We start from the raw sequence: 26,561 nt of genomic DNA, 5'->3' as shown, positions 1-26,561 counted from the left end.
TTGGAAATGACATGATGTAATGATGCCGCCATCTCGTTAAAACTTTCTCCTAGCTGTCCAATTTCATCTTTAGAATGAACTGTAATTGTTTCTGTTAAATCACCTTCACTAATCTTTTTTGATGATATAACAAGTTGTTTTAACGGACTAATAATAGAAGCAATTATGAAGTAAATTAAAACCCCGCCAATTATTAATGAAATACCAATAACAGTTAGCGTTTTATAGAAAATAGGATTAGCTGCTTCAATAATTTCTTTTGAAGGCATAATTCCTGCTATTTTCCATCCAGTCTGCTTATTTGTTATAAAGGTAATATTGCGATCATCACCATCGAGTTTGAATTTAAAATCACCTGTTTCCTGTTTGTACAATTCTTTCTCCACTTTTTCTTCTATCTTGTCACCTGGTTTTATCGTCGGATGCGCTATTACATGTTTAGATTGGTCGAAGATTGCTACAAATCCTGTTTTGCCGATATTGACCATTTTTGAAGTATTTACAATGTCATTAATAATTAAATCAATACCGAGAACACCGCTCTTATCCTCATTTTGTTTTGCTATTGTAATAACAATATTCCCTGTTGTACTTGACTTATATGGGGCTGTGATAACCACTTCTCCGCTTTTTTTCGCTGCTTCTTTATACCAATCTCTTTCGGTAGGATTATATCCATCTGGCATTTGAATAGACGGTGATTGAATAAATTGCCCCGTACTAGATCCCGTATAAATTGCTTCTATTTCTGGATGTAATTTATTATATTCTTCTAATTTATTTTGCACATTTTGGAGCTGATCAGTTCCGTAACTTACTCCATTAAATAACTTTGTAAAATATACTGCGTCTACCTTTTTACTGTCTATCTCTTTATTAATAACATTATTTAAAATCTTTACGTTATCTTCCGCTGATTGTAAAATTGTTTCATTAAAATTTGTCTTCGCTTGTTGATAAGACGTCCAACCAATTACAATACTTGGAAGAATTAAAACAATAACAAATGATATAAGTAACTTTGCTTTTAAACTACTTCTTCTTAATTTCCCTTGAAACATATCTCTACCCCTCCATACCGTTTTAAATGTAATTGTTTTACATTTAATTTCTTTATATAAATTATACGATTAAAACGTATCAACTCTTTATCTCTTTTTCTATTAAAGAATTAATACATACCTTTTTCATTCTATATAAATTAAATAATTAAAACAATATATTAAAATGTAAATTATTCGAACAATTCACAGAAGAACCTCTAGTATCTCACTTACTAGAGGCTCCATTCACTATACTATTCTTTATCTTTATCTTTTTCTACTTCTTTTTTCTCATCTTCTAATACAGATACAACAGGTTTATCACTTGATAATTGTTGTACTGCTCCTTTTCCTGCAAATCCTTCTAATAGCTCTTTTAAGTCAATTCCAGAAGAAGCTTTTAACGTTTCTTGCATCGTTGCCATTAAATCAGTTGCATAGCCCGCAACTTTTCCGGCGCCGCTATTTTTCCCACCGCCGCCTGTATCGACAACTGTAATTTTATCAATGTTGCTAAGTGGACTTGCAACTTCCTTCGCATAACTTGGAAGCATTTTAAGTACCATATCCATAATTGCCGCTTGGCCATATAATTCAAATGCCTCTGCAATTTTTTGTTTCGCTTCTGCTTCTGCTAAACCTTTTAACCTAATAACATCTGCTTCCGCCGTACCTTGTGCTTTTTGTACTTCTGCTTTCGCTTGACCTTGCGCTTTTTCGATTTCCGCCTTCGCTAAACCTTCCACACGTACTTCTTCCGCACGAGCTCTCGCTTCCGCTTCAATCTTATATTGATCCGCATCTGCCTTTTTCATTTGTTTTACTTTTTCTGCTTCCGCTGATTGCTCAACAGCATAGCGATCTGCATCCGCTTTTTTCTTTACTTCTGCATCGTATTGCTTTTCACGACGCGCAATCTCTTTTTCTTCTAATTCAATTTGTTTCTCACGCTCAATAATTTTAACGCGCATTTGCTCTTCTGTAACACCTTGTTGCGCTTTCGCTTGTTGTAATTCGTAAGAAAGATCCGCATCTGCACGAGCTTGTTCTTGCTCTCTCTTATAAGATTGTACTTTTAATTCTTTATGTTTTTCAGCTTCAGCAATTTGAGCATCACGTTGGTATTCAGCTTCTTTCGCTTCTTTCTCAGCACGAGCTTTTTCAATACGTGCTTCTTTTTCACGCTCTGCATTTGCAATTGTTGCATCACGCTTAACCGTCGCAATTTGCGGCTGACCAAGTGCATCTAAGTAACCGTTCTTATCCATAATTTCTTTAATTGTAAAGGAAACGATACGAAGACCCATTTTCTTTAAATCTGTAGAAGCTACTTCATGTACCTTTTGAGCAAATTGCTCTCTATTACTATACGCATCTTCTACTGTCATAGAAGATAAAATCGCACGTAAATGACCTTCTAAAACTTCTTTCGCTTCTACCTTTAACTCTTCTGTTTCTTTTCCTAAATATTGCTCAGCTGCTGTAGATACTTCTTCAATTGTAGAACCTACTTTAATAATAGAAACACCATTTACTGTAACTGGAACACCTTGCTTCGTATACGTATCACGTGTACCTACTTCTAACTTGTAGTTTAATAGGCTTAAAGGTTCTGCTCTTTGCATAATCGGAACTACGAATGTACCGCCACCGCGAATAATCTTAATCTTCTTTCCATCATCAGTGGTAACTACATTTTTCCCACCACCAAGCCAGTTCCCTGTCACAATTAACGCTTCATCTGGCCCAACTGTTCGATACTTCGTAATGAATACTAAAATGAGTAGAATTAAAATTGCGAGTAAAACTCCACCAATAATTAATGGAATCGTCATGTAAATTCCCCCTTATAATTTTGGTTTTTTTAAAGAATAAGCGATGTTTTGTACAAGCAAAACACCGTCTTGGACTCCCTCGATAATAACTTCAGTTCCTTGTAAAATATCTTTTTTCCCAATTGTTTTAGCTGGAATTGCATTACTTCCAAATTGGGAGGAGATTAATACTTCACCAAATCCTTCTGTAGGAATTGTCGTAATGACTTCCCCCTTGCAACCAATGAATTCATCCATACGTTGCACAGTATTTTGTTCTGCTTCTGCAATCGGCTTTAAAATTAATATTTTCATTATGAATACACCAATAAAGGAAATAGCAAATGCAGCCACGAAAATAAGAATACTATTAAAGGAAAATAAATATTCTCCTATATAACTAAGTCCACATAACATGGCGAAAAAACTAAGTAATAAAGTAACAATGGATACAGATCCGCCTCCAAAACTAAATATGGATTCAAATATATCCCCAAAAAAGATATAAATCACAGTGAGTATAGTAGCAATAATAAATCCATATAAATAAATTGTCTCAAGTGGATAACCAAACAAAACCATTTCTTATCCCCCTCTCTTAAACAATCCCTTTTTTGTTATGTGTATGCCCCACCTCTTTCAAAGATTATTGTTCTTAATTTTCAGTTATTTATCCTTTAAAGAAAAGCCTGCAGTACAGGCCTCTAAAAAAGAACAGGAGAAGCCTATTGTGACAGGCTCCTCCTAGAAAATAACCGATATATTATATATATCTATATAATATACTATTTTCCACAAAAAGTAAAGTTAAACATACATTGGAAAAGCACTTATTTTACTGATAATTCATATGTTCCATTACCATTATCATATTTATATACATACAAGTAATACTTACCTGGTTTTGCATTAAAGTTTGCCTCTATATGATTTCCATTTGCTTGACCGTAGGCAGCATAATTTTGCATATCTGATTCATGGTGAAGTACCCATGTCATCCCGATTCCATATTCATTTAAAACGGAAATATCAATATTTTTCGCTGATGCTACATTAAATGTATAAACATCAGTGTGATCTCCGCCGATAAGACTACCTTTTATCGTATTGTTTAGTCCAATACGATTTGCTTCCTCTGGGCGATTATTTGGTTCTGATTCTGTTAAGCTTCCATCTTTAACCGTAACCGTTGTTTCGCTTTTGCTCTCTTTTCCTTTATCATCTTTTACTATTAACGCTACTTTATATGAACCTTCTCTTTCATATACATGTACCGGATTTACTTCTGCACTTGTGCTTCCGTCTCCAAAGTCCCATAAATAAGAAACGATTTTTCCATCTTCATCTTTTGAGCCGTCGCTTTTAAATTGAATACCTTCTTTTACAAGTCCATTATAAGGGCCATTTATATTAACCGTTGGAGCTTTATTTTCTTCGTCATCTTTTGCGATACCGTGGAAGACTACATCATATTCAAATTCATTTGAGCTATTTACACGATAATTGACGAAATATGCTGTAACAGTTTTGTAGCCACTCCATTCTTTTTGCGCAAGTTGTTCCAAAGTTTCATTTACTTTCTTACTCATTGCGTTCCAATCTTCTGACTCACCTTTTGTTACACTACCTGTATACGTACCTTCTAATATAAATGTATTAAAGAATTGGGAGCTATGTTTTGTCATTTTTGCATCTTTCATCGGCAACGTTTCAGTCATTTCTTTCTCTAATGCCGTTAATGATTTTGGGGCATGTTCAGCTAAATAATCATCTGCTACTTCCGGTACATTATATTTATCTTGATTATCGATTAGGTGCTGCATATACTCTTGATACTCTTCGTTTAGTTTAAGGTCTTTACTTAAATTCTCACGATAGGCATCATAATTTTTCACGTCATTTGCACGAATTAAATCTTGAATTTTATCAAACGTTTCAAATTGATGTGTATATAAGTAAGATTGCAATGCGAACGAGTAATTATAGAAATCCCAAGAACCATATTTAGCAAATAATGTGCGCTCTGCTGTATAACGGCTTGCAGGATCAGATGATAATCCACTAATGATGCTCTTTCTCGGCACTACATTATTTGTTCGAGTAGACCCTGCGAAAAACTCTGCATTGCCTTCTTGGAACCAAGTTAACCTTTCATTTTGATACATATCTCCTCTTCCGAATAAACCTGGCACTTCATATCTCCCTTGAAGATAATGAGTAAACTCATGACGGAATAACTCTTCTAAACTATAAATGCTTTGTTCTGGCGTGCGCTCATATGTAAAGAATGTTCCTGTTTCTTCAATATAAATTCCACCGTTATTTGTTTCGTATCCATACAGTTGTCTATTTAACTGGTACTCTTCTGGACTGTTATAAATTACTATCGTTAATATATCATCTGCATTGCCCGGCTCTAACGCTTTGTCATTCCCAATTACACGATGATACTGTGCTTTTACTTCCTTTGCAGCCCAGTATAGTCTCTTAATTTTTTCTTCCGATACTTTATCTCCTGTTTTAAATACGATAGATCCATCATCAAATGTATACGTTTTTGGTAAGTACTGCTCTTTTCCTTCTTTACGTATTTTCTCTAAATCTACTGTATTCCCGCTATAATCTTTTCCATTATAATTTGTTGTAATTTGTTCTACTGCGACAAAGTACGGCTCACTTAAGCGCGGATACATATGCATTGCTTGTGTAACAACTTCTAAACCTTTATTTGGATTACTGTGAAACTTCCCTAAACGACTTGCAAAATAAATTCCATTATTAACAAGCCATTTATTTTCTTGTGTTACTTCATTTAAAAGAGCAATACGATTTATTTCATTAATAAAACCATCTACTTTCCCGTACCACATCGTTTCATTCGCTTCTTTACGAGCTTCAATTAAGTAAGACTGTATATCATAGTCAATCCCTTGCATAATATCGTATATTGCTTGTCCCTTCATTCGATCATTTACATACGTAGTAAAATTATCATTGTATTGCTTTAAAATATTCGATGCGTATTGAACTGTCTCAACATCGCTTGACGCATTACTAATTAATTTACCATATGCAGATACGACTGTATCTTGTTCAGCTGTACCAAGCTTAAAGTTTGGATTTTTTGCGATTGCTTTTAAAGCAGGTAAACATTTGTCCTGGAAGCTTCTTTCATTTAATTCACTTAATTCGTTATTATAAAATGCCAAATAAAAAGCTGAACGTAGCACTTCCGTAAACGTTTGAATTCCTTTTGAATCATCTTTCGTAAATGTACTACCCCGATGAGCTAATTCATCTATAACGACTTGCATTTTCCTTTTATCTTTATAAAAGGCTTTTGCATCTTCATTAAACTGGAATAAGTCTGTAATTTGGTGCCACTTAATACTGCCTAACGTTTCAACTAATTCTTGATCATTCATTTTGTTTAAATCAGCCATTGAATAGCTTTCTTTAACTTGCTTTACTGTCGCTTTGTTCGTAATAGGTGCTGGTCGCTGTGAAAAGTCTCCTACTTTTAACCGTTCTTGAAACGATAATGTTTCCTCCGCTTTAGAAACGTGTCCAATCTCATCTACTGGTTTTTCAATTCCAACTGGTTTCGTTTTCAACACATTATACGGTACTTTTTCTTCCGCTGATGCAGGAGCTTGAAGCGTCCCTAATGATAGAGCCATTGTACTAATGCTAAGCATAACTTTATTAATCTTTGATTTCTTGTTCATATCCTTGCCCCCTATTCAAATATTCCATTCACGAATTTAACATAAAATCTGGATACAACAATATAAAATGCAATATTTCATATTATTTCTTCTTACATTTTGTACATATCGTGAACAATTTCCCCACTATCTAACTTCCAATAGTTATGAATCTATAGCGATTAAACAGTCCTTTTACACATGTTAAAAATCGAATTTTTTGACAATTACCCCTTCAATTGTTATGATTAATATAATTGTTAACTTTATTAAACAAGGGTGGGATTCTATGATAAAAAAAGAAAACAGCGTATTCTATATCTCCATCTTGCTAACAACATTATTCATCATATGGGGAATTACCCCGGCAAGTTGGATACAAGGCTATGATTTACAAAGCGTTACATCTTCTTTAAACTCATTTATCCTCAATAAATTTGGATGGTTTTACTCTCTACTTATGACTGCAATGATTATTTTAGCCACGTATTTAGCATTCTCTAAATACGGTTCTATTCGTCTTGGTAAAGATGGAGAAAAACCAAAGTATAGTTATCCATCTTGGCTATCCATGTTGTTTGGAGCAGGAATGGGAATTGGACTCCTCTTTTATGGAATCGCTGAACCGATTTCACATTTTACAGATCCATTAACAGGAAAAGCAGGTACAGAGGAAAGTGCCAAACTCGCTATGCAATATTCATTTTTCCACTGGGGCCTCTTTCCATGGGCACTATACGCAATGGTTGCTTTAACAATTGCATATTTCACATTCCGCAAACAAAAAGGTAGCACAATTGGCGCTACAGTTACTCCATTATTTAATCGATCGAAAAATTCTCCTATCGGAAAAACAGTTGATATTTTAGCTGTTTTAGCCACAGTATTTGGTATTGTGCCATCTGTTGGGATTGGTGCTCAACAAATCGCCGGAGGATTAAGCTATTTATTCCCTTCTATTCATAACACTTTACTTACACAGCTCGTACTTATCGCCATCTTCGCTGTTTTATATTTAACAAGTGCACAAACAGGCTTAGATCGTGGGATTAAATATTTGAGTAACTTAAATTTCTCTCTTGCAGGTATATTACTCGTCTCCTTTTTACTTTTAGGACCAACTGTATTTATTATGAAATATTTCACATCTACACTCGGTTCTTATATTGGAGCTTTACCTAGTATGGGATTAAATTTAGGAGCATTTAATGAAAAATCTTCTTCTTGGATAGAAAACTGGACTATTTTCTATTGGGGATGGTGGATCTCCTGGTCTCCATTCGTCGGTACATTCATCGCCCGTATTTCTAAAGGGCGCACAATAAAAGAATTTATTTTTGGAGTTGTATTAGTCCCAACTCTCATCTGCACATTTTGGTTTGCAGTATTTGGCGGCACCGCTATCCATATGGAAATGTTCCAATCCCTTGGAGTAGCTGATGAAATCGCAAAAAACGGGACAGAGATTGGATTATTTGCTGTTATTTCACATCTACCGTTCTCTACATTTTTAACAATTATCGGGTTAATTTTAGTAGCCACATTTTTCGTTACTTCTGCCGACTCGGCAACATTTGTTGTTTCTATGCAAACGAGTAACGGAAGCTTATCACCGAAAAATAGTTTGAAACTTATATGGGGATTAACAATCGCGATAATCGCAGCTATTTTATTACAAGCTGGAGGATTAAATGCACTACAAATTGCAGCTATAATCGCAGCACTACCATTTTCTATCGTAGTCGTTCTTATGGTTACTTCGCTCTTTAAAGAGCTCCGAAAAGAAGATATTAATTCGCAAACGAAAGAAGTTCCGAAAAAAATAAAAAAGGTTATGTAACAATTAGCGCCTCAAATTACTTCTAAATCCGTGATGAATGAGGAAAAAAGTAAATGAATAAAACCCATTCATATGAAATATCATTTTCATATGAATGGGTTTTTTACTCTATTACATAGTGCTGTAAACAGGCTTTCTCTTCAAAACCTACTTTCTTGTACAACTTCATCGCACAATCATTATTCGTATTCAAACATAGTTCTATCTCTCTCATCCCTTGGAACGAGAAAATATACTGAATTGCAACTTGTAATAACCGCTCTCCGACACCTTTTCTTCTACTATTTTCAGCAGTTGCAATAAATGCGATATTCGCTTCTTGAAACTCCGAATTTACTTCAACATATACGTAACCTTCTAACTTCTCTTTCTTCATACTTACAAATAATTTATTCGTATCACTTAAACGTTCAATAATTTCATTTCCTTCATAATATGTATTAGGAAAAACATAATTGTGTAAAGCGACAAACTGCCCAAACACTTTTGGTAAAGCTTCTTCTACATTACATATACTGCGCTCTTCCACAGTATTATAACTTAAACTGAAAATACTATGTCGATCTTGTTCTTTTGCATGTAAATTCTTCATTAAGCGGGCACAATTATTATTTTCCACATGATAAAAACCATAAAACTTTTCAATATGAAAAGGCACCTTTTCTATAAGTTCCTTCCACATATGTACAGCAACTTCTTCCCAATTCTCTGCTTTAATAAACGGTCCCCATATCTCTGCACATTTCTTTACTTCATCTACATCAAACCCTAATACACCAATTATTTTATTATTTTCATAAATAACAACAAAAGATTTTTCCCAACCTATATGAGAAAAATCATGAAGAATTGTATGTAACAACTCCTCTTTCTGATCTCCACAATAGCCAACATGATGAATAGCATCTTTATTCATATTCGCAATAAATGATGCTACGTCTTCAACTTTTGAAATTGAACTAACATACATAATCTCTCCTCCTTCTCTAATATATTCACACCTTTTCCATTTATCTCCTTCTAAAAAAGACATCACCATAAGCATATTTCAAAATGAAATCGCCATGATAATGTCTTCTCAAAAACCCCTATAATCATCTTACGTTATAATAAGATAAAACGTTTTTTATTTCTTAAATAATTTCTTTCTAAATACAAACATACTCATCGCTGAAAGAACTAACGCTATGCCTGAAAGTAATGTTGATGTATTCTCTTGTCCACCTGTTGCTCCTAATGATTTCTTACTTTCTTCTTGCTTATTAACAGCTGGTTTATTTTCTTTCACAACTTGATTATTCACGTCTTGTTCTTGGACTACTGCTGATTGATTTACCACGTCTTTTGAACCTTCAATTTCTTTTTCTGTTTCTTTTACCTTCGCTTTCGATCCTTCAACTCCTGTTGTTGGCTCGTCCACTTCTTCTTTCTTTTCTTCAACTTCTTTTGTTGGTTCTTTTACTTCTTCTTTCGCTTCTTCAACTTCTTTTACCGGTTCTTTCACTTCTTCTTTTGTTTCTTCAACTTCTTTTACCGGTTCTTTCACTTCTTCTTTTGTTTCTTCAACTTCTTTTACCGGTTCTTTCACTTCTTCTTTTGTACCTTCAACTTCTTTTACTGGCTCTTTTACTTCTTCTTTTGTTTCTTCAACTTCTTTTACCGGTTCTTTCACTTCTTCTTTTGCTTCTTCAACTTCTTTTGTTGGTTCTTTCACTTCTTCTTTTTCCACTATACTCTGTATAACTGTTCCGTTAAACCTTATGCTAATTCCATCAGAATCTAAATCAAATTTATATACCTTTTCACCTGGGGTATTCCATTTTATTACTCCGTTATTAAACGTCCCTCCTTCGCTTATCAATTTAATATTCTCAATACTTTCTCCTTCTAAATCATATACAGGAACTTGAATTTCCTCATTTACTTTCGCTTCACTTAAAACGAGTTTTTGTCTTCCCACATCAATTGAAAACCACTGACCTAATTGTATTAACGGCCTTACATCACGAATCTCATTTCCAGATAATTTTAAGCTAAGTAAATCTAGCATGGAACCGAGAACCGATACATCTTTAATATGATTGTCCGCAAGATTTAACCATTGTAGATTTTTTAATGCAGATAGTGGTGTTATATCCTCAATTTGATTATGAGATACATTCACATCGTTCAACTTTTCTAAGTTCGAGATAAATTCGAGATTCTTTAAACCTACTCCTTCTAAAGTGAGTTTTTCTAAGTTCGTCATGTACTCTAAACCTGTTATATCTTTTATCTCTTTTCCTTTTTCTTTAAGTATCTCTAATTTTTTAATCTGTAATAAATCTTCTTTTGTGATAGGAGCGTTTAAATTCTCTCTACCTAAATTCTCTTTATTAATATGTTGTTGTAAAGTTTTATCGAGAATTACACTTTCCTTTTGTTCATTATCCTCTTTTATTTCATCTAACCTTTCAACAATATTTTGAATTACTGTTCCATTAAACTTAATACGATTCTCTTCTGGCTTTATATCTAACATAAATTCGTATGTTTTTTCACCGGTAGTACCCCATTTAACAGAACCATTATTAACTATTCCATCTTCACTATTCAATTGAATAGTATCAATTGGCTCTCCTTGTAAATTATAGATAGGTATTTTAACTTCCTTATCTTTTTCTACATCATCTAAAAAGATTTTTTGTCTTTGAATATCGATATACATCCTTTTTCCTAGCTCTTGAACCGGTCTAACATCACGAATTTCATTTGAACCTAGTTTTAAATCATATAAACTTGTTAATTGACTAAGTGGCGTTATATCTGAAATAAAGTTTTCTTCTAAATTTAGTTTTTGTAATCCTGATAATTTTGATAATGGTGTAAGATCTACTAATTCATTTTTGGAAAGCCCTAATTCAATTAATTTATTCATTCCATTAATATGTTCGACATTACTCAATCCATTATTGCTTATTTCAAATGTCTTTAAATTCTTTAATTGGTGAACTCCTTCAAGACCTGCATTACTAATTTGATTATTTGCTACAGTTAAAGTCCTTAAAGATTTCACTGTAAATAATGGCTTTATATCTTTTATATAATTACTATTTAAATCTAGCAATTTAATCTTCTTCATTTGACTTAGTGGGCTTAAATCTGAAATTTTATTATTTCTCAAGCTTAAACTCTCAATATGTTCTAACTCAGCCAAAGGTCCAATATCTTCAAGTTCGGCATAGGTTATACTTACTGATTTTAATTGCCTCAAATTCGAGATAAATTTTATATTTTCTAACTTAACTTCTTCCAACGTTAAGTTTTCTAAGTTCGTCATATATTCTAGACCGCTTACGTCTTTTATTCCTTTACTTTTAGCTTCAACGACTATTAAAGATTTAACTTTTAATAAATCTTCCTTAGTTATTGGCGCATTTAAATTCTCTCTATTCAAGTTATATTTATTAATATGCCTTTGTAATTGCTTATCTATTATTACATTCGCATCTTGTTGATCCAATTTATCCTCCTTATTTTCCTTTTGTTCTTCTGGAACATCTTTATCTAAATTCAATGTATTTACTTCAAATTGTACTTGGTACTTATTATCATAGGCCATTGTTGGAATATAAATATGCATTCGCATATTATACCTTTTTCCTAATTCTCCTACTTCAAACTGAATCACTTTCGTTCCATTTTTCTTTTTATCTTCTGATATTACTTTCACATCATGAAATACACCAGGAGTATGACTATCTTCTGTTTTTAGATATTGGAAGAAATCACTATCACTTAACGTTGCCGTTACAATTTTCTTTCCATTCTCAATTGTTAATTTCGGATTTTTTATATAAACAGCTGCCATAGATTCTTCATTCGTTTTATCTTTATACGCCTTAATAACAGCGTCATATGTACCATCTTCTAAAACATGTCCAGTTTTATTCGCCTCAATTGCCACTGCCGCTAAAGCAGGTGTTGAATAAACAGCAAACGGCAGTGATAACGCCGCCACTATAACCATTGCATTTATACGTTTTCTTTTATTTTGTTTCAACCTTACATCTCCTCCGAAATATATAATTCGAAATGTAATCATTTCTCGAATAAATGATAATGATTTTCATTATCATTGTCAACTAAAAAAATAAAAAGTTTACAAAAAAATAACCCCTTTTTTAAGGGGTTATGCCATTTTCTCTCCTGATTCTTCTCTAAAGAAGCTCTTCATCGCATGAAATACATCTGCTTTTTGCTTTAAAATATAATATCTGAAATTCTCATCTTTAATATTTTTATAGGCTGACATAAGTGTACTATGGCGGTTGTACTGGTTCACTTCCCCATATCCAAACATATTACACTTCTTCATTAATTCTTCAACAAGTTTTACACATCTAGCATTATCTGATGTTAAATTATCACCGTCTGAAAAATGGAATGGATAAATATTATAGCGGTCTGGTGAATATTTATTATCAATTAGCTCAAGTGCTTTTTTGTATACAGAAGAACAAATTGTTCCGCCACTTTCTCCTTTTGAGAAAAACTCTTCTTCTGGAACTACTTTTGCCTCCGTATGATGGGCAATAAATTCAATATCTACTGTTTCATACTTTGTACGTAGAAATCTCGTCATCCAGAAAAAGAAACTACGTGCCATATATTTCTCCCATATGCCCATCGATCCACTCGTATCCATCATCGCTAATACAACAGCTTTTGAATCTGGCTTTAATACTTCATTCCAAGTGCGGAACTTTAAATCTTCTTGATGAATTGGATGGAAAGATGCTTTACCACGCATCGCATTTCGTTTATATGCGGATATCATCGTTCTTTTCTTATCGATGTTGCCCCATAATCCCGTTTTTCTAATATCATTAAATTCAACATGTTCAATCCTGTTTTCATCCATTTCTTTTCTCTTTAAATTAGGCAGCTCTAACTCTTTGAAAAATGCTTGCTCTAATTCCAAAATAGAGACTTCAGCTTCATAATAATCTTCTCCAGCCGCATCCCCTGCTCCTTGCCCTTTTCCTGGTCCTTTTTGCTTTTGACCACCTGATCCATCTCTCGCAACGACATCACCAACTTTGCTGTCACCATTTCCTTGCCCAACGTGTTTGTTTTTATCATAATTGTACCTAATCTTATATTCATCTAAAGAACGAATTGGTATTTTTACAACATCCTTACCATTAGACATAACAATGCTTTCTTCTGTTACAAGATCGGGTAAATTATTCTTAATTGCCTCTTGTACTTTCTCTTGATGGCGTTGTTGGTCGTCATATCCTTTGCGATGGAGGGACCAGTTTTCCTGTGAGATCGTATAATTTGGTTGGTTTTCTTCACCCATTTCTTTCCCTCCTTACTGTAATTGTCTTCCTATATGAACAGCAAGCTAGAAATTTTGTTTTATACTGTGCAAGCTAGAATGAAAGGTAACTGCCCATCAAAAATCATCCCATAAACATATATAACGTTTTTCATATAATACTCCGAGCATCCTAAACAAAATTTTTCCACTCACATACTAGAAAGAAACATTCAGCCGTTGATAAGAAAGAAACACAATGCATAGTTGCACACATTTACACTTTGCAACATATTGTATTGTGTTGGCTTTTTTCCTATGAATGGTTGGTTACTCTATCATATGCATATTGTAAAAATAATTGACAATAAATTCATGAAATTGCATCTTAATTTATTACATTTGGACAAGGTATGACACTTTACACATATGAACGGATAATAAAACGCTGTCCCGCAAAATACAAGAGACAGCGTTTTGTTATCAAACTATCGGTTTAGCAGGCTACCTACATAGCGTAATAATTCATTTGCTGAAGAAGAATTATAGCCATGCTCATCAATTAAGCGTGCAACAACATCATTGATTTTCTTAAGCTGATTTTCATCCGGTGTTTTCGTTGATGTTGTAATTTTCACTATATCTTTTAAATCAGCAAATAGCTTCTTCTGAATTGCTTCACGAAGACGTTCGTGCGAATTATAATCGAAGCGTTTTCCTTTACGTGCATAAGCAGAGATGCGAATTAATATTTCTTCTCGGAATGCTTTTTTAGCATTTTCTGAGATTCCAATTTGCTCTTCAATTGAGCGCATTAACTTTTCATCCGGGCTCATTTCTTCACCTGTTAACGGATCACGTAATTTCGACTTATTGCAGTACGCTTCAACATTATCTAAGTAATTATCCATAAGTGTCTTAGCGGATTCTTCGTACGAATAAACAAATGCTTTTTGTACTTCTTTTTTAGCAATTTCATCGTATTCTTTTCTCGCTAATGAGATGAAATTCATATAACGCTCCCGGTCTTCATTACTAATCGATGGATGCTGATCCAATCCATCTTTTAACGACCTAAGCACATCTAGTGCGTTAATAGATGGTACCTCTTTTCGAATAATTGTAGAAGAAATGCGGTTAATAACGTAACGAGGATCAATACCTTTCATACCCTCATCTTGATATTCGCGTTGCAACTCCTCTACATCAATCGCATTATAACCTTCTACCGTTTCTCCATCATACAAACGCATCTTTTTAATTAAATCAATATCTGGACGCTTCGGATCTTTTAATCTAGTTAAAATCGTAAACATTGCTGCAACCCGAAGTGTATGCGGTGCAATGTGCACATCGGACACGTCACTTTCACGAATCATTTTTTCATAAATATGTTCTTCCTCACTAACCCGTAAATTGTATGGGACCGGCATTACGATAATACGCGAATGTAATGCTTCATTTTTCTTATTTGCTATGAAAGAACGATACTCCGTTTCGTTCGTATGCGCTACGATTAATTCATCTGCTGAAATAAGCGCAAATCTTCCTGCTTTGAAATTCCCTTCTTGCGTAAGCGATAATAAATGCCACAAAAATTTCTCGTCACATTTTAACATCTCTTGGAACTCCATCATCCCACGGTTTGCCTTATTTAATTCTCCATCGAATCGATACGCTCGTGGATCTGATTCTGAACCATATTCTGCGATTGTTGAAAAGTCCAAACTACCTGTTAAATCGGCAATATCTTGTGATTTAGGATCAGACGGGCTAAACGTACCAATCCCTGTACGGCGATCTTCCGAGAAGAAAATACGCTCTACAACTACATCCTCAATTCTTGAACCATATTCTTGTTCTAAACGCATCACATTTAGTGGTGATAAATTCCCTTCAATTCTTACTCCATACTCATCAAAGAAATCATCTCGTAAATGATGCGGAATTAAATGAAGTGGATCTTCATGCATTGGGCATCCTTTAATTGCAAAAATTGCTCCGCGATCTGTTCTTGAATATGTTTCTAATCCTCGTTTCAACATCGTAACTAATGTTGATTTCCCTCCACTAACAGGGCCCATTAATAATAAAATACGTTTTCTAACATCTAATCGTTTTGCAGACGGATGAAAATATTCCTCTACAAGACGTTCTAAAGCATCCTCTAAACCAAATAGCTGATTACTAAAGAAGTTATACTTTCTTCTACCATCTACTTCTTCAATTCCAGCATCTTTTATCATATTGTAAATGCGAGAGTGTGCTGTTTGAGCCACCCATGGTCTTTCCTTCACAAGCTCCAAATACTCCGCAAACGTACCTTCCCATTGTAAGCGTTCTTCTGCTTCTCGATGCTGTTCAATTTTTTTTAGAATATCCATTATAGCTCCTCCCCCATCTCCTTGTTCAATCGGATTATTATAAAAGGTATGCTAGGATGTCCTCAAACATTCTTTAAATCAAAATGAAATATACAGTAGTGCTATAAAATTCTCTCCAAAATTCAAAGAAAATTCTGTATAATATAGGTATTAAAGTTTTTACACCGCTATTCATTTTAAATAAATTCTTTTCTTCTGAGAACCTTACATACATTTCGATTCATATTTCAGATTCGTAAACTGAAAAAACAGGAGGGATATTAGTATGAAATTATTATTAATTTTAGGTGTATCACTCACATTTCTTACAGCTATTTTTACATCTGGTTACAATGATAAACCCGGTACACATAAAAAGTGATGTGCTTCTTAGCACATCACTTTTTATCAATTATTTATAATACACATTTTCCACATCATATTTTGATAAAGGGCGGCTATAATAATAACCTTGTACAAACTTCACATTCTTTTCCTTCAAAAATTGTATTTGTTCCGCTTTTTCTACCCCTTCTGCAATTACATTCAATTCCAACGTATGAGCTAAATGAATAATTGCAGCCGTAATATTCGTATCTCGTTCATCTACATGTATACCTTCCATAAAAGAACGATCAATCTTCAAAGTATCAATTGGATACGTTTTTAAATAACTTAAAGATGAATACCCTGTCCCAAAATCATCTAAATGAATCTTTAAATTTTGTTCTTTTAATTGTAGCAATACTCTTTTCGATATATCTTTATGTATAAGTGCTCCTTCTGTAATCTCTATCGCTAATAAATGAGCTGGTACATTGTACTTATGTAAAGCTCTTGTAATCATCTCTATTAATGTAATAGAGCGAAAATGTCTGGCTGAAATATTAACTGCAATCGGGACAACTTCATATCCTTTATTTAACCATTCACGTATTTGCCGACACACTTCATTTATTACCCATTCATCAAGCTTAATAATAAATCCTGTTCTTTCTGCTAGCGGAATAAATTGATTGGGAGAGACAAATCCTAATTCTTTATTCTCCCACCTTATTAAAGCCTCCATACTAGCTATTTTTTTCGTTTCAATATTCATTTGCGGCTGATAATATAAGAAGAATTCATTTTTTTCTATAGCACGATGTAATTGGTTTTCTATTATAAATCTTTTTTCACGCTCACAATCTAATCCATTGCCATAAAAATGATAATGCCCTTTTCCTTTTTCTTTTGCTTTTTCCAAAGCAGCATCAACTCTTTGAAATAATATTTTTTCATCTTCTCCATCTGTTGGGGCCATTACAATTCCAATTGACGCACTTAAATACACGTCCTCTTCTTCGATTACAAAATGTTCACTAATCTTTTTTTGTATGCTTTTTGCAAATACTTCTACACGTTCTTTCGTTATATTTTCTATTAACATAACAAATTGATCATCGTGTTCTCTAAATAAGTGCATATCGGGTATTTGAAAACTGCTTAAACATTCTGTAACTTTTTGTAACACTTTATCTCCTTCTTTATGACCAAACGTATCATTAATAAGGTGAAATTCATCTAAATCTATAAAGATAAACGCAAAAGCTACCTTCTCATTTAAAAAATCATTTAACTTATTTGTACATGAAATTCTATTCATTAATCCTGTTAGCTGATCATAATAAGCTAAATATTCCGTTCTCATTTCATTTAATACTTGCTTTGTAACATCCCTTGTAACAATATATACTCCAACAATTTCACCATTTACAATAATCGGGATAGTTCTCAAGGAAATATAGAGCTCGTACCCTTCTTTATGAACATATTTCTTTGAAACAATTTGCTTTGCTCTTCCTTGCATGGCTTCTTTAAATATAATTTGAAAATCTTTTTCATATTCTTTATTAATAAATTCAAAAATAAACTTATTATTTAATTCTTCAAATCGGTATCCAAATATTTCATACGTTGCTGGATTTGCATATGTAATTCTTCCTATAGAATCTATAGATATGATGGAGTCATTATTATATTCTAGTAATGACTTAAACAGCATTTGTTTTTCCTCTATCTCCATCTTCTCCTCTATTTGAGCTGTAATATCCCTTGTAATACAAATAATAAACTGACATACTCCTTCTTCGTCAAATACAGGATTCAGTGAAGATTCATAATGTAGCTCACCCTTTGGTAAACTAACTACATCACAAAAAGTATGTGCTTTCGCTTCGCTCGCTACTTTTGCATATTGCACTTGCAATATTTCCGCCGTATCTTCCGGTAATACTTCTGCAAAAGTTTTTCCATAACATTCTTCACTTAGCTTCGCATAATCCATACCTAATTTATTTACATAAATATATTTAAATGTTTCATCATCAATAACTTTCACAATAAATACTAAATCTTGAATAGCATGTAATAATCCTCTTCTTATTAAATCCATATCTATCATACTTAAAAAGGTATTTTGATTACTATATTGTTCCTTCATATTTATCTCAACCCGTCTGATCTATTTTTATTCATATATCCCATTTTATATGAATATGTACCCTTTTTTAAATGTATGATTACATATTATTTTTATTTTTAGAAAAAAAGTCGCCATATGGCGACTTTTAATAAACAATTTCTAAATCTAATCCTGGATAATTTTGTTGACGGAATGCTTCATAAATTAAAATAGCTGCTGTATTAGATAAATTTAATGAACGCACTTTATCAGTCATTGGAATACGTAAACAATGATCGAAATTTTCTTCGATTACATTAGCTGGTAAGCCGTTCGTTTCTCTTCCAAATACAAAATAGTAATCCTTCTCACGTTTGCTATAATCAAACGCTGTATGAGCTTTCTCGCCATACTTTGTTAAATAGAAGAATTCACCGTCTTTATTTTTCTCATAAAACTCTTCAATTGAATCATAATACGTAATTTTCACGTGCTGCCAATAATCTAATCCTGCACGCTTTAACATTTTATCATCCGTTGAAAATCCAAGCGGTCTAATCAAATGTAATTCTGTTCCAGTTGCTGCACAAGTACGAGCAATATTCCCTGTATTTGCTGGAATTTCTGGTTGATATAAAACAACATGTACTCCCACGCGATATTCACCTCTGTTTTTTGTCTACTACGTATTATACCACTTGAGCGAAAAATCTCTACCCATTAATAATATGAAAGAATTTATATTTCATTTGTGGTGTATATTTACTAGAATCTTCATAGTTCCAATAACGCCGACGGCTATTCGCTGAATGTGCATTTACAAGTGGCATACCATCTGCGTCTTTTGCTACTACAATCGTCGTATGATTCCATCTACTATCATCCTCGAAATCATAAGCGATAACATCACCAAGAATAAGGTCCTCTGGTCTTTCTACTGCTTCTGCTCGAAGCCCTGTTGTAGCACCTGACAAATACCAATAAAAAGAGTGCGCGACAGCCCAGCTCCAACTCCATTGATTCTCCCTTTGCCACCATCCTTTACGAATATTAGGGTATCCATTCATTGGTACTTCTCCAGTATGAAGACATTGAGAAATAAAATTCGTACAATTATCAGGGAAATTACGATATGCAGGGTTTCGATCATCCCACCAACGCTCTGCATATTTAACTGCCTCTAAACGGTTGTACTGATAGGAACCGTACTTCTCTTTTGTAACTTCCCTTTCTAATGTCTCACTCATTTCAACTGCTTCTGGCACTTCAATAGCATAATCACCTATTACCTGGCTATTATTTAAACAAACTCTTCGTTTTAATTGTTCCTCTTCAATATAAAATAATTCTTTATGCTTAATTAAATATTTAAAATGTATTTGATAATCAATTTCTTGATGATTGCTATTATTGAATTGCCTCATAAAAGAAACATCCGCAGTTGCTTTTACTATCTCTGCATTACGCTTTTGAAATAATTGTTTCTTTCTCTTTGCTATTTGTAATAAATCTTCAGCAATACCATCTACATTTGTTCGTTTCTCTGTTACATATGCTAAAAAGTGTTGGACTTGCTTTTCAATATTTATTTTTACAACCATTTCGTCTCCCTCCCATATTACAATATGAAAAAGGGAGATATTATCTACTCTTTTTTCTGCGCTAACAGTTCAAGTCCACGATTCATTTCATGAAGAACCTCTTCGTCTTTCTCACGTTGCATCGCTTTTTCAATAGCTTCGCCCACGCCGTCTCCACCAATTTTCCCAAGCGCCCACGCTGCCGTCCCGCGAAGCACTGGTCTTGGATCATCTTTCATAACACCTATTAAATCTGGAATTGCTGACGCTTCTTTAAAATGTGCAAGTGCCAAAATCGCATTTCGTTGCAACGGTTTTTTACCTCTCCATGAACCAGACATAATTCCATATTTCTCTTTAAAATCACGATTACTAATTGTTAAAAGCGGTGTTAATAACGGCTTAACTAACTCAGGATCTGGTTCCATCTCAGGATGATTATGAAAATCCATTCCTTTATTTTTCGGACAAACTGTCTGACAAGTATCACATCCATAAATACGATTTCCTATTTTGTCGCGATATTCTTCCGGTAGGAATCCTTTCGTCTGTGTTAAAAATGCAATACATTTCTTCGAATCTAACTGTCCTCCTTGTATTAAAGCACCTGTAGGACAAATATCAATACACTTTGTACAGCTCCCGCATTGATCTTCTATCGGCTGATCTGGTGGGAATGGAACGTTTGTAATCATTTCTCCTAAATATACATACGAACCAAATTCAGGTGTAATAATAGAGCAATTCTTACCGCTCCATCCAATACCAGCACGCTCTGAAACAGCTCGATCACTTAATTCACCCGTATCAACCATTGACTTAACTTCTATATCGGGAAGTTTTTCGATTAAATATGCTTCTAATTTCTGCAAACGATCTCGTAAAACTAGATGATAATCTTGTCCCCAAGAAGCACGACAAAAAATCCCACGGCGTTCTCCACGCTTACTTAATGGTGCATTTTTTAATTTTGAAGGATACGCTAATGCAATCGCAATAATTGATTTTGCACCAGGTAATAGAAGCTGTGGGTTCGTTCTCTTTTCTATATCAGGCTCTTCAAATCCAGATTGATAATTTAATTGTTGCTGCTGGATTAACCGCTGCTTTAATTCTTCAAATGGTGAAGCACTAGCAAAGCCTATTTTATCTATACCAATCGTTTTACTATACGCAATGACATCTTGTTTTAATTGTTCAAAATCCATTCCTAATGCCTCCTCAGATGAATTCACCCTTTATGTAACGTCTATATTAGTTAGCAATTCACTTTTGGAATACTATTCTTTACTTCTATTTTCGCATAAAATAATGTTTTCCAAACATTAAAAAACGCAATGCCTCGTTTATCTCGGAAACGAAACACTGCGTTGATCACAATTTATAGAAAAACATTTAATAAAATTTGGAGCGGGTGAAGAGAATCGAACTCTCGACCAGAGCTTGGAAGGCTCTTGTTTTACCACTAAACTACACCCGCAAATATGAAATACATATAAGATATTGGAATAACTTATGTAAAGTAGTATAGCATGTTAGAAAAGTGTAAGCAAGAATTTTATCGAAAAAAGTCGAAAAAGTGATGAGAGGACTCATCACTTTTTCAATTCTTTATCAATTGCCGCCTTCATACTATCAAAATCAGGATTTGCAAGATTTCCATTCACATATACCGAAGGAGCACCTTGAACTTTTAATTTTTGAGCACGATCTGAATCTTTACGTACTTTTTCTTTTATTTCTTTACTGTGTAAATCTTTCTTAAATTGTGCTATATCAACTTTCGGAAGCTTCTCTTTCACAATGTTAAGAAGTAATTCTTCTGTAATCCATTCTTCTGTGTCTTTCTTTTGACTTTGATAAATCTCATCATAGAAAATCCAGAACGAATCTTTATCTTGTTTATAAATTGCTTCACCAGCTGCTGCACCTAAATCAGAGTCTTTTCCGATAAATGGGAAATTAATAAAGTATAACTGCACTTTACCTTTGTCGATATACTCTTCTTTTAATCGTGGTAATACTGTTACATCCCAAGTACGACAAGCGGGACATTTGAAGTCTCCAAATTCAACTACCTTAACTGGTGCATCATCTTTCCCTAAAGATTGTTGTGTGGAATAAGCAAACATCTCATTCCCTTTATCTTTTTTGTCATTTATGATGCTATACGCAATCGTCCCGATTACAATCAATACTGCAATGGAAAAAACTATACCAAGAGCCATGAGTTTGTTCGATGATTTCATATACATTCCTCTTTAAATTCATATTCTGTATACAGCATTGTACACAATACACATAATATCAATACTTACATACGTCACGCAATGAACACGCTCACATAAATTACAAAAATACAACAATTGTGACGATATTGTGTCACAATTTGTCACAATTTATTCAAAAAAAAGAAGCTCCTATGTAGGAACTTCCCTTAGCTTACTGCTTTTTCGCGCGCATGATTTAACATCGACCGCTCTGTTTTTATATCATGACGAATGACTAATTTCTCACTAACCGCTTGCATATACTCATCATGATTGATATAGCCTTCTTTCTCCATTAATCTCAAAACGACGTTTCGTCTCTCAACTGCTTTATCGTAATTTTGTGCAGGTGAGTAATAAGCGGGTGCCTTTACTACAGCAGCCATCATTGCACTTTCAGCCAACGTTAATTGGCTCACCTTTTTACCGAAGTAAAGGTTTGCTGCTTTTTCAATTCCCCATGCTCCTTCTCCGTAATAAATATTACTTACATATAATTTTAAAATTTCATCCTTTGTAAATGTACGTTCAATTTTTTTCGTATAAAAAATTTCTTTCCACTTACGAGAAAATGTACGTTCATTCGTTAAAAAAGCATTTTTTGATAACTGTTGTGTAATTGTGCTACCCCCTTGCACAACACCACCAGCTTTTATATTCTCAACAGACGCCCTAATAATCGCTATATAATCTAAACCGTTATGATGATAAAACCTTTTATCTTCTGTCGCAATAAATGCATGTGTTAATGATTCTGGCACCTCTAACTTAGCCGGTACATGTAATTTACTAATATCACTTTGCTCGATCATTACATTTCCAATGAATAATAACGTAAAACTTAACAATAATAATAAAATAATGGCTTTATAAAAAAACTTAGTCATTGGATTTAATGCAACTTTTTGATGATAGTTCACCCTAGATAATACTCGTTCTTTCATCTTAAACACCTCTTTTCCACACAGCGTATAACTCTTACTTTAAGAATACCTTGTTGTAAAAAAATATCCCATCGATTTCTCTTACACGTACCTTACATCATTGTAAGGTATAAATTGAAACTTTAATCAGACCTCAACAATCTGGCTGCCCGGCGAATAGCAGGATAAAAAAGTATTGTATCACAGTCCTTTTTTATCTACTATTCATCTGAAATATTGAATATAGATTATGTTAAACCCATAACAGGTTACACCTTAAGGCTATTATACTTTCTCTATTAAAGTGCTCTATTTTCATTATATCATCTACAAATATATATACTTTTAAGCATCTAGTAATCTAAATGTATATAATATATCATACATTATACAGAACGAATGTTCTCCAAATCAATACTAACACTACTATTATTTTGACCTTTTTCTTAAACAGTATACAAAAAAGAGTAGTGATTTGACTGTATCTCAAATCGGCTACTCTTTTCTTTACAATCTTCCTATTAGGTTATACGGCTGCACTTCCCACGTTTCATACGGAATAAAATGTTTTGCTCTCATCGCATCAAGCGTTCTGGATTTCATATGAGGACGCGTTACATACTCATCTATGTTCTCTTCATTTAAAGCAACAAATTTAGCCTCTTGTATTTCTTCATGTTGAATTTTTATTTCACCGCTCACATATGCCACTTTAAAAACGACAGCTAAAATATGCATAGAAGCATTATAGTAAACGCCTGTAACTCCAATTGGCTTCACAGTTAAACCCGTTTCCTCAAGCATTTCCCTACAAACAGCTTGATCGAGTGCTTCCCCCTCTTCTACCTGTCCTCCTGGCAACTCCCACGTATCAGCTCGCCAGTGTACCTTTGCTAATAACACTTCATCTTTTTCATTTGTTAAATAGCCTGCTACAGCAACGATATGTTTTGGTGTTTTATGTTCCATGTCAAGCCTCCTAGCAATAATGAATATTTCATATATCCCTATAAGCATATTCCCTGTTTACAATAAAATACCTTTATTAAAAAAGCCCCTATTCGTTAAACGAACAGGGGCTTTTATCGTATTATTCTCCTAAGTCTACGTTGTGATAAACTTGTTGCACATCTTCTAAATCTTCTAATGCATCAACCATTTTTTCAAATTGTGCTTGTGCATCTTCAGGAAGTGTTACATCATTTTGTGCAAGCATTGTTAATTCAGCAACTGTAAATTCTTCAACACCCGCATCTTTAAGAGCAGATTGTACTGCGTGGAATTGATCTGGTTCAGCATACACGATAACAGCATCTTCTTCTTCAAGAATGTCACGTGCATCTACATCTGCTTCCATTAAAATCTCAAGAACTTCATCTGATGTTTTCCCTTCAAGGCCGATAACAGCTGTTGCATCAAACATGTAAGCTACAGAACCGTTCACACCCATGTTACCACCGTTTTTGCTAAATGCAGCTCGTACATCTGCTGCAGTACGGTTTACGTTGTTTGTAAGTGTATCTACAATTACCATAGCTCCATTTGGTCCAAATCCTTCATAACGAAGCTCGTCATAATTTTCTTCTGAACCACCTTTTGCTTTTTCAACTGCACGATCGATAATTGTTCTTGGAACATTGTATGTTTTCGCACGTTCTAATACAACTCTAAGCGCTTGGTTTGATTCCGGATCTGGCTCGCCTTGTTTTGCCGCTACATAAATTTCACGTCCAAATTTCGCGTATATACGGCTAGTATTTGCATCTTTTGATGCTTTTTTATCTTTAATATTATTCCATTTACGACCCATACTTTCCACTCTCTTTCCCGTTTTAAATCTACATAAAAATATTAATATGAAATATCATGTGTGTTCAACACATTTTTAAAAGAAATATAAAAAGTTCATTTTTGATTCATATTACAGACATAATATAAATCACTATCATTTTGTTCTTTCGACAAGTTATATTATACATGAATTCCTACGTTTATTACGAATTTTAGAAGCACATAACATAATTTAGCAAAAAAATTCTACCATTTCACCAACACACTATTTATGCTTATTTTGTAGTGTGATGAAAATATAAAAAGACTCTACACATTTGGTGTAGAGTCTTTTTATTACGCCGTTCGTGATACCGATGGTCGGGGTCGAACCGACACTCCCGAAGGAACACGATTTTGAGTCGTGCGCGTCTGCCAATTCCGCCACATCGGCACAAAAGAAAAGGCGGCAACCGGATTTGAACCGGTGATAAAGGTTTTGCAGACCTCTGCCTTACCACTTGGCTATGCCGCCATATAAAATTTTACTGGAGCGGAAGACGGGATTCGAACCCGCGACCCCAACCTTGGCAAGGTTGTATTCTACCACTGAACTACTTCCGCAAAAATGGCTGGGCTAGCTGGATTCGAACCAGCGCATGACGGAGTCAAAGTCCGTTGCCTTACCGCTTGGCTATAGCCCATCGAATTCTTACTTAATTATATGTAAGTATCCATTAGATTATTTATAATTTTTAAAATAAAAATGGGGCGACTGATGGGAATCGAACCCACGAATGCCGGAGCCACAATCCGGTGCGTTAACCACTTCGCCACAACCGCCATGTTGTGTAAATATATTTGGCAGGGGCAGTAGGAATCGAACCCACACTGGAGGTTTTGGAGACCTCAGTTCTACCTTTAAACTATGCCCCTATGTAAATGGTGGAGGGGGGCAGATTCGAACTGCCGAACCCGAAGGAGCGGATTTACAGTCCGCCGCGTTTAGCCACTTCGCTACCCCTCCGAAACTTACATGGTGCCGGCTAGAGGACTTGAACCCCCAACCTACTGATTACAAGTCAGTTGCTCTACCAATTGAGCTAAGCCGGCGTATTTTATTAAAGTAAATGGTGGCTCGGGACGGAATCGAACCGCCGACACGAGGATTTTCAGTCCTCTGCTCTACCGACTGAGCTACCGAGCCTTATTAAAATGGCGGTCCCGACCGGGGTCGAACCGGCGATCTCCTGCGTGACAGGCAGGCATGTTAACCACTACACCACGGGACCATTTGGTTGCGGGGACAGGATTTGAACCTGCGACCTTCGGGTTATGAGCCCGACGAGCTACCGTGCTGCTCCACCCCGCGATAATATTATTCATATAGTTTATATGGTGGAGGATGACGGGATCGAACCGCCGACCCCCTGCTTGTAAGGCAGGTGCTCTCCCAGCTGAGCTAATCCTCCAAAAGTGGTGACCCGTACGGGATTCGAACCC

At 34.5% G+C, this 26,561-nt stretch carries 16 protein-coding genes, 13 tRNA genes and 1 pseudogene; 1 reads left to right on the top strand and 29 read right to left on the bottom strand.

The features are described from left to right. Nucleotides 1-26: 26 nt before the first annotated feature. The 4 genes and pseudogenes from MR147_RS27270 to colA form a co-directional block, all read right to left on the bottom strand. Nucleotides 27-1,061 (bottom strand): annotated as a pseudogene (locus MR147_RS27270) (HAMP domain-containing protein); the annotation flags it as partial. A 236-nt stretch (nt 1,062-1,297) separates the two neighbouring features. Beyond that, entirely contained in the window at nt 1,298-2,878 is a 1,581-nt protein-coding gene (locus MR147_RS19855; RefSeq protein WP_074608273.1) for a flotillin family protein, read from the bottom strand. A 12-nt stretch (nt 2,879-2,890) separates the two neighbouring features. Continuing rightward, nucleotides 2,891-3,439: an NfeD family protein gene (locus MR147_RS19850; RefSeq protein WP_074608271.1), complete on the bottom strand. Its 549-nt coding sequence runs from the start codon at nt 3,437-3,439 to the stop codon at nt 2,891-2,893. A gap of 248 nt (nt 3,440-3,687) precedes the next feature. Next, the gene (gene colA / locus MR147_RS19845) at nt 3,688-6,585 is read right to left on the bottom strand and encodes a collagenase ColA (RefSeq protein ID WP_074608269.1); all 2,898 of its coding nucleotides are present in this window, start codon (nt 6,583-6,585) and stop codon (nt 3,688-3,690) included. Nucleotides 6,586-6,853: 268 nt separating this feature from the next. Here colA and opuD point away from each other — a divergent pair, with 268 nt between their 5' ends. Then, nucleotides 6,854-8,404 carry a glycine betaine transporter OpuD gene (gene opuD, locus MR147_RS19840; protein ID WP_000591594.1) on the top strand — a complete coding sequence of 517 codons (1,551 nt, stop codon included), beginning with the start codon at nt 6,854-6,856 and terminating at the stop codon, nt 8,402-8,404. 103 nt (nt 8,405-8,507) lie between these two features. Here opuD and MR147_RS19835 read toward each other — a convergent pair whose 3' ends face one another. The 25 genes from MR147_RS19835 to MR147_RS19715 all read right to left on the bottom strand — a co-directional run bounded on the left by MR147_RS19835 (nt 8,508) and on the right by MR147_RS19715 (nt 26,530). After that, nucleotides 8,508-9,374, bottom strand: coding sequence for a GNAT family N-acetyltransferase (locus MR147_RS19835; RefSeq protein WP_074608267.1), 867 nt, complete (start codon nt 9,372-9,374; stop codon nt 8,508-8,510). Nucleotides 9,375-9,530: 156 nt separating this feature from the next. Beyond that, on the bottom strand, nt 9,531-12,446 hold the full coding sequence (locus MR147_RS19830; RefSeq protein WP_242304656.1) for an NEAT domain-containing protein: 2,916 nt from the start codon (nt 12,444-12,446) through the stop codon (nt 9,531-9,533). Nucleotides 12,447-12,575: 129 nt separating this feature from the next. Further along, a complete protein-coding gene (gene yhbH, locus MR147_RS19825; RefSeq protein ID WP_000503513.1) occupies nt 12,576-13,751 on the bottom strand; it encodes a sporulation protein YhbH in 1,176 nt (391 codons plus the stop codon). 446 nt (nt 13,752-14,197) lie between these two features. Then, a complete protein-coding gene (locus MR147_RS19820) occupies nt 14,198-16,093 on the bottom strand; it encodes a PrkA family serine protein kinase (protein ID WP_000353280.1) in 1,896 nt (631 codons plus the stop codon). 391 nt (nt 16,094-16,484) lie between these two features. Beyond that, nucleotides 16,485-18,554, bottom strand: coding sequence for a sensor domain-containing protein (locus MR147_RS19815; protein WP_074608263.1), 2,070 nt, complete (start codon nt 18,552-18,554; stop codon nt 16,485-16,487). A gap of 127 nt (nt 18,555-18,681) precedes the next feature. Further along, entirely contained in the window at nt 18,682-19,170 is a 489-nt protein-coding gene (gene trmL / locus MR147_RS19810) for a tRNA (uridine(34)/cytosine(34)/5-carboxymethylaminomethyluridine(34)-2'-O)-methyltransferase TrmL (RefSeq protein WP_000538147.1), read from the bottom strand. 58 nt (nt 19,171-19,228) lie between these two features. Beyond that, the gene (locus MR147_RS19805) at nt 19,229-20,116 is read right to left on the bottom strand and encodes an amidase domain-containing protein (protein ID WP_074608261.1); all 888 of its coding nucleotides are present in this window, start codon (nt 20,114-20,116) and stop codon (nt 19,229-19,231) included. Nucleotides 20,117-20,160: 44 nt separating this feature from the next. Then, nucleotides 20,161-21,303, bottom strand: coding sequence for a tRNA epoxyqueuosine(34) reductase QueG (gene queG, locus MR147_RS19800; RefSeq protein WP_000345218.1), 1,143 nt, complete (start codon nt 21,301-21,303; stop codon nt 20,161-20,163). A gap of 198 nt (nt 21,304-21,501) precedes the next feature. Continuing rightward, a tRNA-Gly gene (locus tag MR147_RS19795) sits at nt 21,502-21,575 on the bottom strand. Nucleotides 21,576-21,690: 115 nt separating this feature from the next. Then, a complete protein-coding gene (locus tag MR147_RS19790) occupies nt 21,691-22,344 on the bottom strand; it encodes a DsbA family protein (protein WP_000842719.1) in 654 nt (217 codons plus the stop codon). A gap of 188 nt (nt 22,345-22,532) precedes the next feature. Next, nucleotides 22,533-23,309: a transglycosylase domain-containing protein gene (locus MR147_RS19785; RefSeq protein ID WP_000664707.1), complete on the bottom strand. Its 777-nt coding sequence runs from the start codon at nt 23,307-23,309 to the stop codon at nt 22,533-22,535. A gap of 486 nt (nt 23,310-23,795) precedes the next feature. Further along, nucleotides 23,796-24,257, bottom strand: a complete 462-nt coding sequence (locus MR147_RS19780) for an NUDIX hydrolase (RefSeq protein WP_074608259.1) — start codon at nt 24,255-24,257, stop codon at nt 23,796-23,798. A 121-nt stretch (nt 24,258-24,378) separates the two neighbouring features. Further along, nucleotides 24,379-25,098, bottom strand: a complete 720-nt coding sequence (locus tag MR147_RS19775; protein ID WP_000532946.1) for a YebC/PmpR family DNA-binding transcriptional regulator — start codon at nt 25,096-25,098, stop codon at nt 24,379-24,381. 332 nt (nt 25,099-25,430) lie between these two features. After that, nucleotides 25,431-25,512, bottom strand: a tRNA-Leu gene (locus MR147_RS19770). Between the two features lie 10 nt (nt 25,513-25,522). Then, nucleotides 25,523-25,593, bottom strand: a tRNA-Cys gene (locus tag MR147_RS19765). A gap of 14 nt (nt 25,594-25,607) precedes the next feature. Continuing rightward, nucleotides 25,608-25,682: transfer RNA gene (locus MR147_RS19760), tRNA-Gly, on the bottom strand. Nucleotides 25,683-25,687: 5 nt separating this feature from the next. Beyond that, nucleotides 25,688-25,762: transfer RNA gene (locus MR147_RS19755), tRNA-Gln, on the bottom strand. A 63-nt stretch (nt 25,763-25,825) separates the two neighbouring features. Further along, a tRNA-His gene (locus MR147_RS19750) sits at nt 25,826-25,901 on the bottom strand. Between the two features lie 19 nt (nt 25,902-25,920). Then, a tRNA-Trp gene (locus MR147_RS19745) sits at nt 25,921-25,994 on the bottom strand. A 7-nt stretch (nt 25,995-26,001) separates the two neighbouring features. Beyond that, a tRNA-Tyr gene (locus MR147_RS19740) sits at nt 26,002-26,085 on the bottom strand. Between the two features lie 10 nt (nt 26,086-26,095). Beyond that, nucleotides 26,096-26,171 (bottom strand) — tRNA-Thr (locus tag MR147_RS19735). Between the two features lie 18 nt (nt 26,172-26,189). Then, a tRNA-Phe gene (locus MR147_RS19730) sits at nt 26,190-26,265 on the bottom strand. Nucleotides 26,266-26,274: 9 nt separating this feature from the next. Beyond that, nucleotides 26,275-26,350, bottom strand: a tRNA-Asp gene (locus tag MR147_RS19725). Nucleotides 26,351-26,353: 3 nt separating this feature from the next. Beyond that, a tRNA-Met gene (locus MR147_RS19720) sits at nt 26,354-26,430 on the bottom strand. A gap of 24 nt (nt 26,431-26,454) precedes the next feature. Next, a tRNA-Val gene (locus MR147_RS19715) sits at nt 26,455-26,530 on the bottom strand. Nucleotides 26,531-26,561 lie beyond the last annotated feature (31 nt).

It is taken from the genome of Bacillus cereus group sp. BfR-BA-01350, assembly GCF_022663775.1.
In the GTDB taxonomy this organism is placed as follows: Bacteria; Bacillota; Bacilli; order Bacillales; family Bacillaceae_G; genus Bacillus_A; species Bacillus_A paranthracis.
Note: the sequence above shows the minus strand (reverse complement) of the source record. Positions and strands in the feature narration are given on the sequence as shown.

Coding starts and splice junctions, on each gene's coding strand:
- MR147_RS19855 (WP_074608273.1), bottom strand. CDS start 2,878: ATGACGATTCCATTAATTATTGGTGGAGTTTTACTCGCAATTTTAATT.
- MR147_RS19850 (WP_074608271.1), bottom strand. CDS start 3,439: ATGGTTTTGTTTGGTTATCCACTTGAGACAATTTATTTATATGGATTT.
- colA (WP_074608269.1), bottom strand. CDS start 6,585: ATGAACAAGAAATCAAAGATTAATAAAGTTATGCTTAGCATTAGTACA.
- opuD (WP_000591594.1), top strand. CDS start 6,854: ATGATAAAAAAAGAAAACAGCGTATTCTATATCTCCATCTTGCTAACA.
- MR147_RS19835 (WP_074608267.1), bottom strand. CDS start 9,374: ATGTATGTTAGTTCAATTTCAAAAGTTGAAGACGTAGCATCATTTATT.
- yhbH (WP_000503513.1), bottom strand. CDS start 13,751: ATGGGTGAAGAAAACCAACCAAATTATACGATCTCACAGGAAAACTGG.
- MR147_RS19820 (WP_000353280.1), bottom strand. CDS start 16,093: ATGGATATTCTAAAAAAAATTGAACAGCATCGAGAAGCAGAAGAACGC.
- MR147_RS19815 (WP_074608263.1), bottom strand. CDS start 18,554: ATGAAGGAACAATATAGTAATCAAAATACCTTTTTAAGTATGATAGAT.
- MR147_RS19805 (WP_074608261.1), bottom strand. CDS start 20,116: ATGGTTGTAAAAATAAATATTGAAAAGCAAGTCCAACACTTTTTAGCA.
- queG (WP_000345218.1), bottom strand. CDS start 21,303: ATGGATTTTGAACAATTAAAACAAGATGTCATTGCGTATAGTAAAACG.
- MR147_RS19790 (WP_000842719.1), bottom strand. CDS start 22,344: ATGAAATCATCGAACAAACTCATGGCTCTTGGTATAGTTTTTTCCATT.
- MR147_RS19785 (WP_000664707.1), bottom strand. CDS start 23,309: ATGAAAGAACGAGTATTATCTAGGGTGAACTATCATCAAAAAGTTGCA.
- MR147_RS19780 (WP_074608259.1), bottom strand. CDS start 24,257: ATGGAACATAAAACACCAAAACATATCGTTGCTGTAGCAGGCTATTTA.
- MR147_RS19775 (WP_000532946.1), bottom strand. CDS start 25,098: ATGGGTCGTAAATGGAATAATATTAAAGATAAAAAAGCATCAAAAGAT.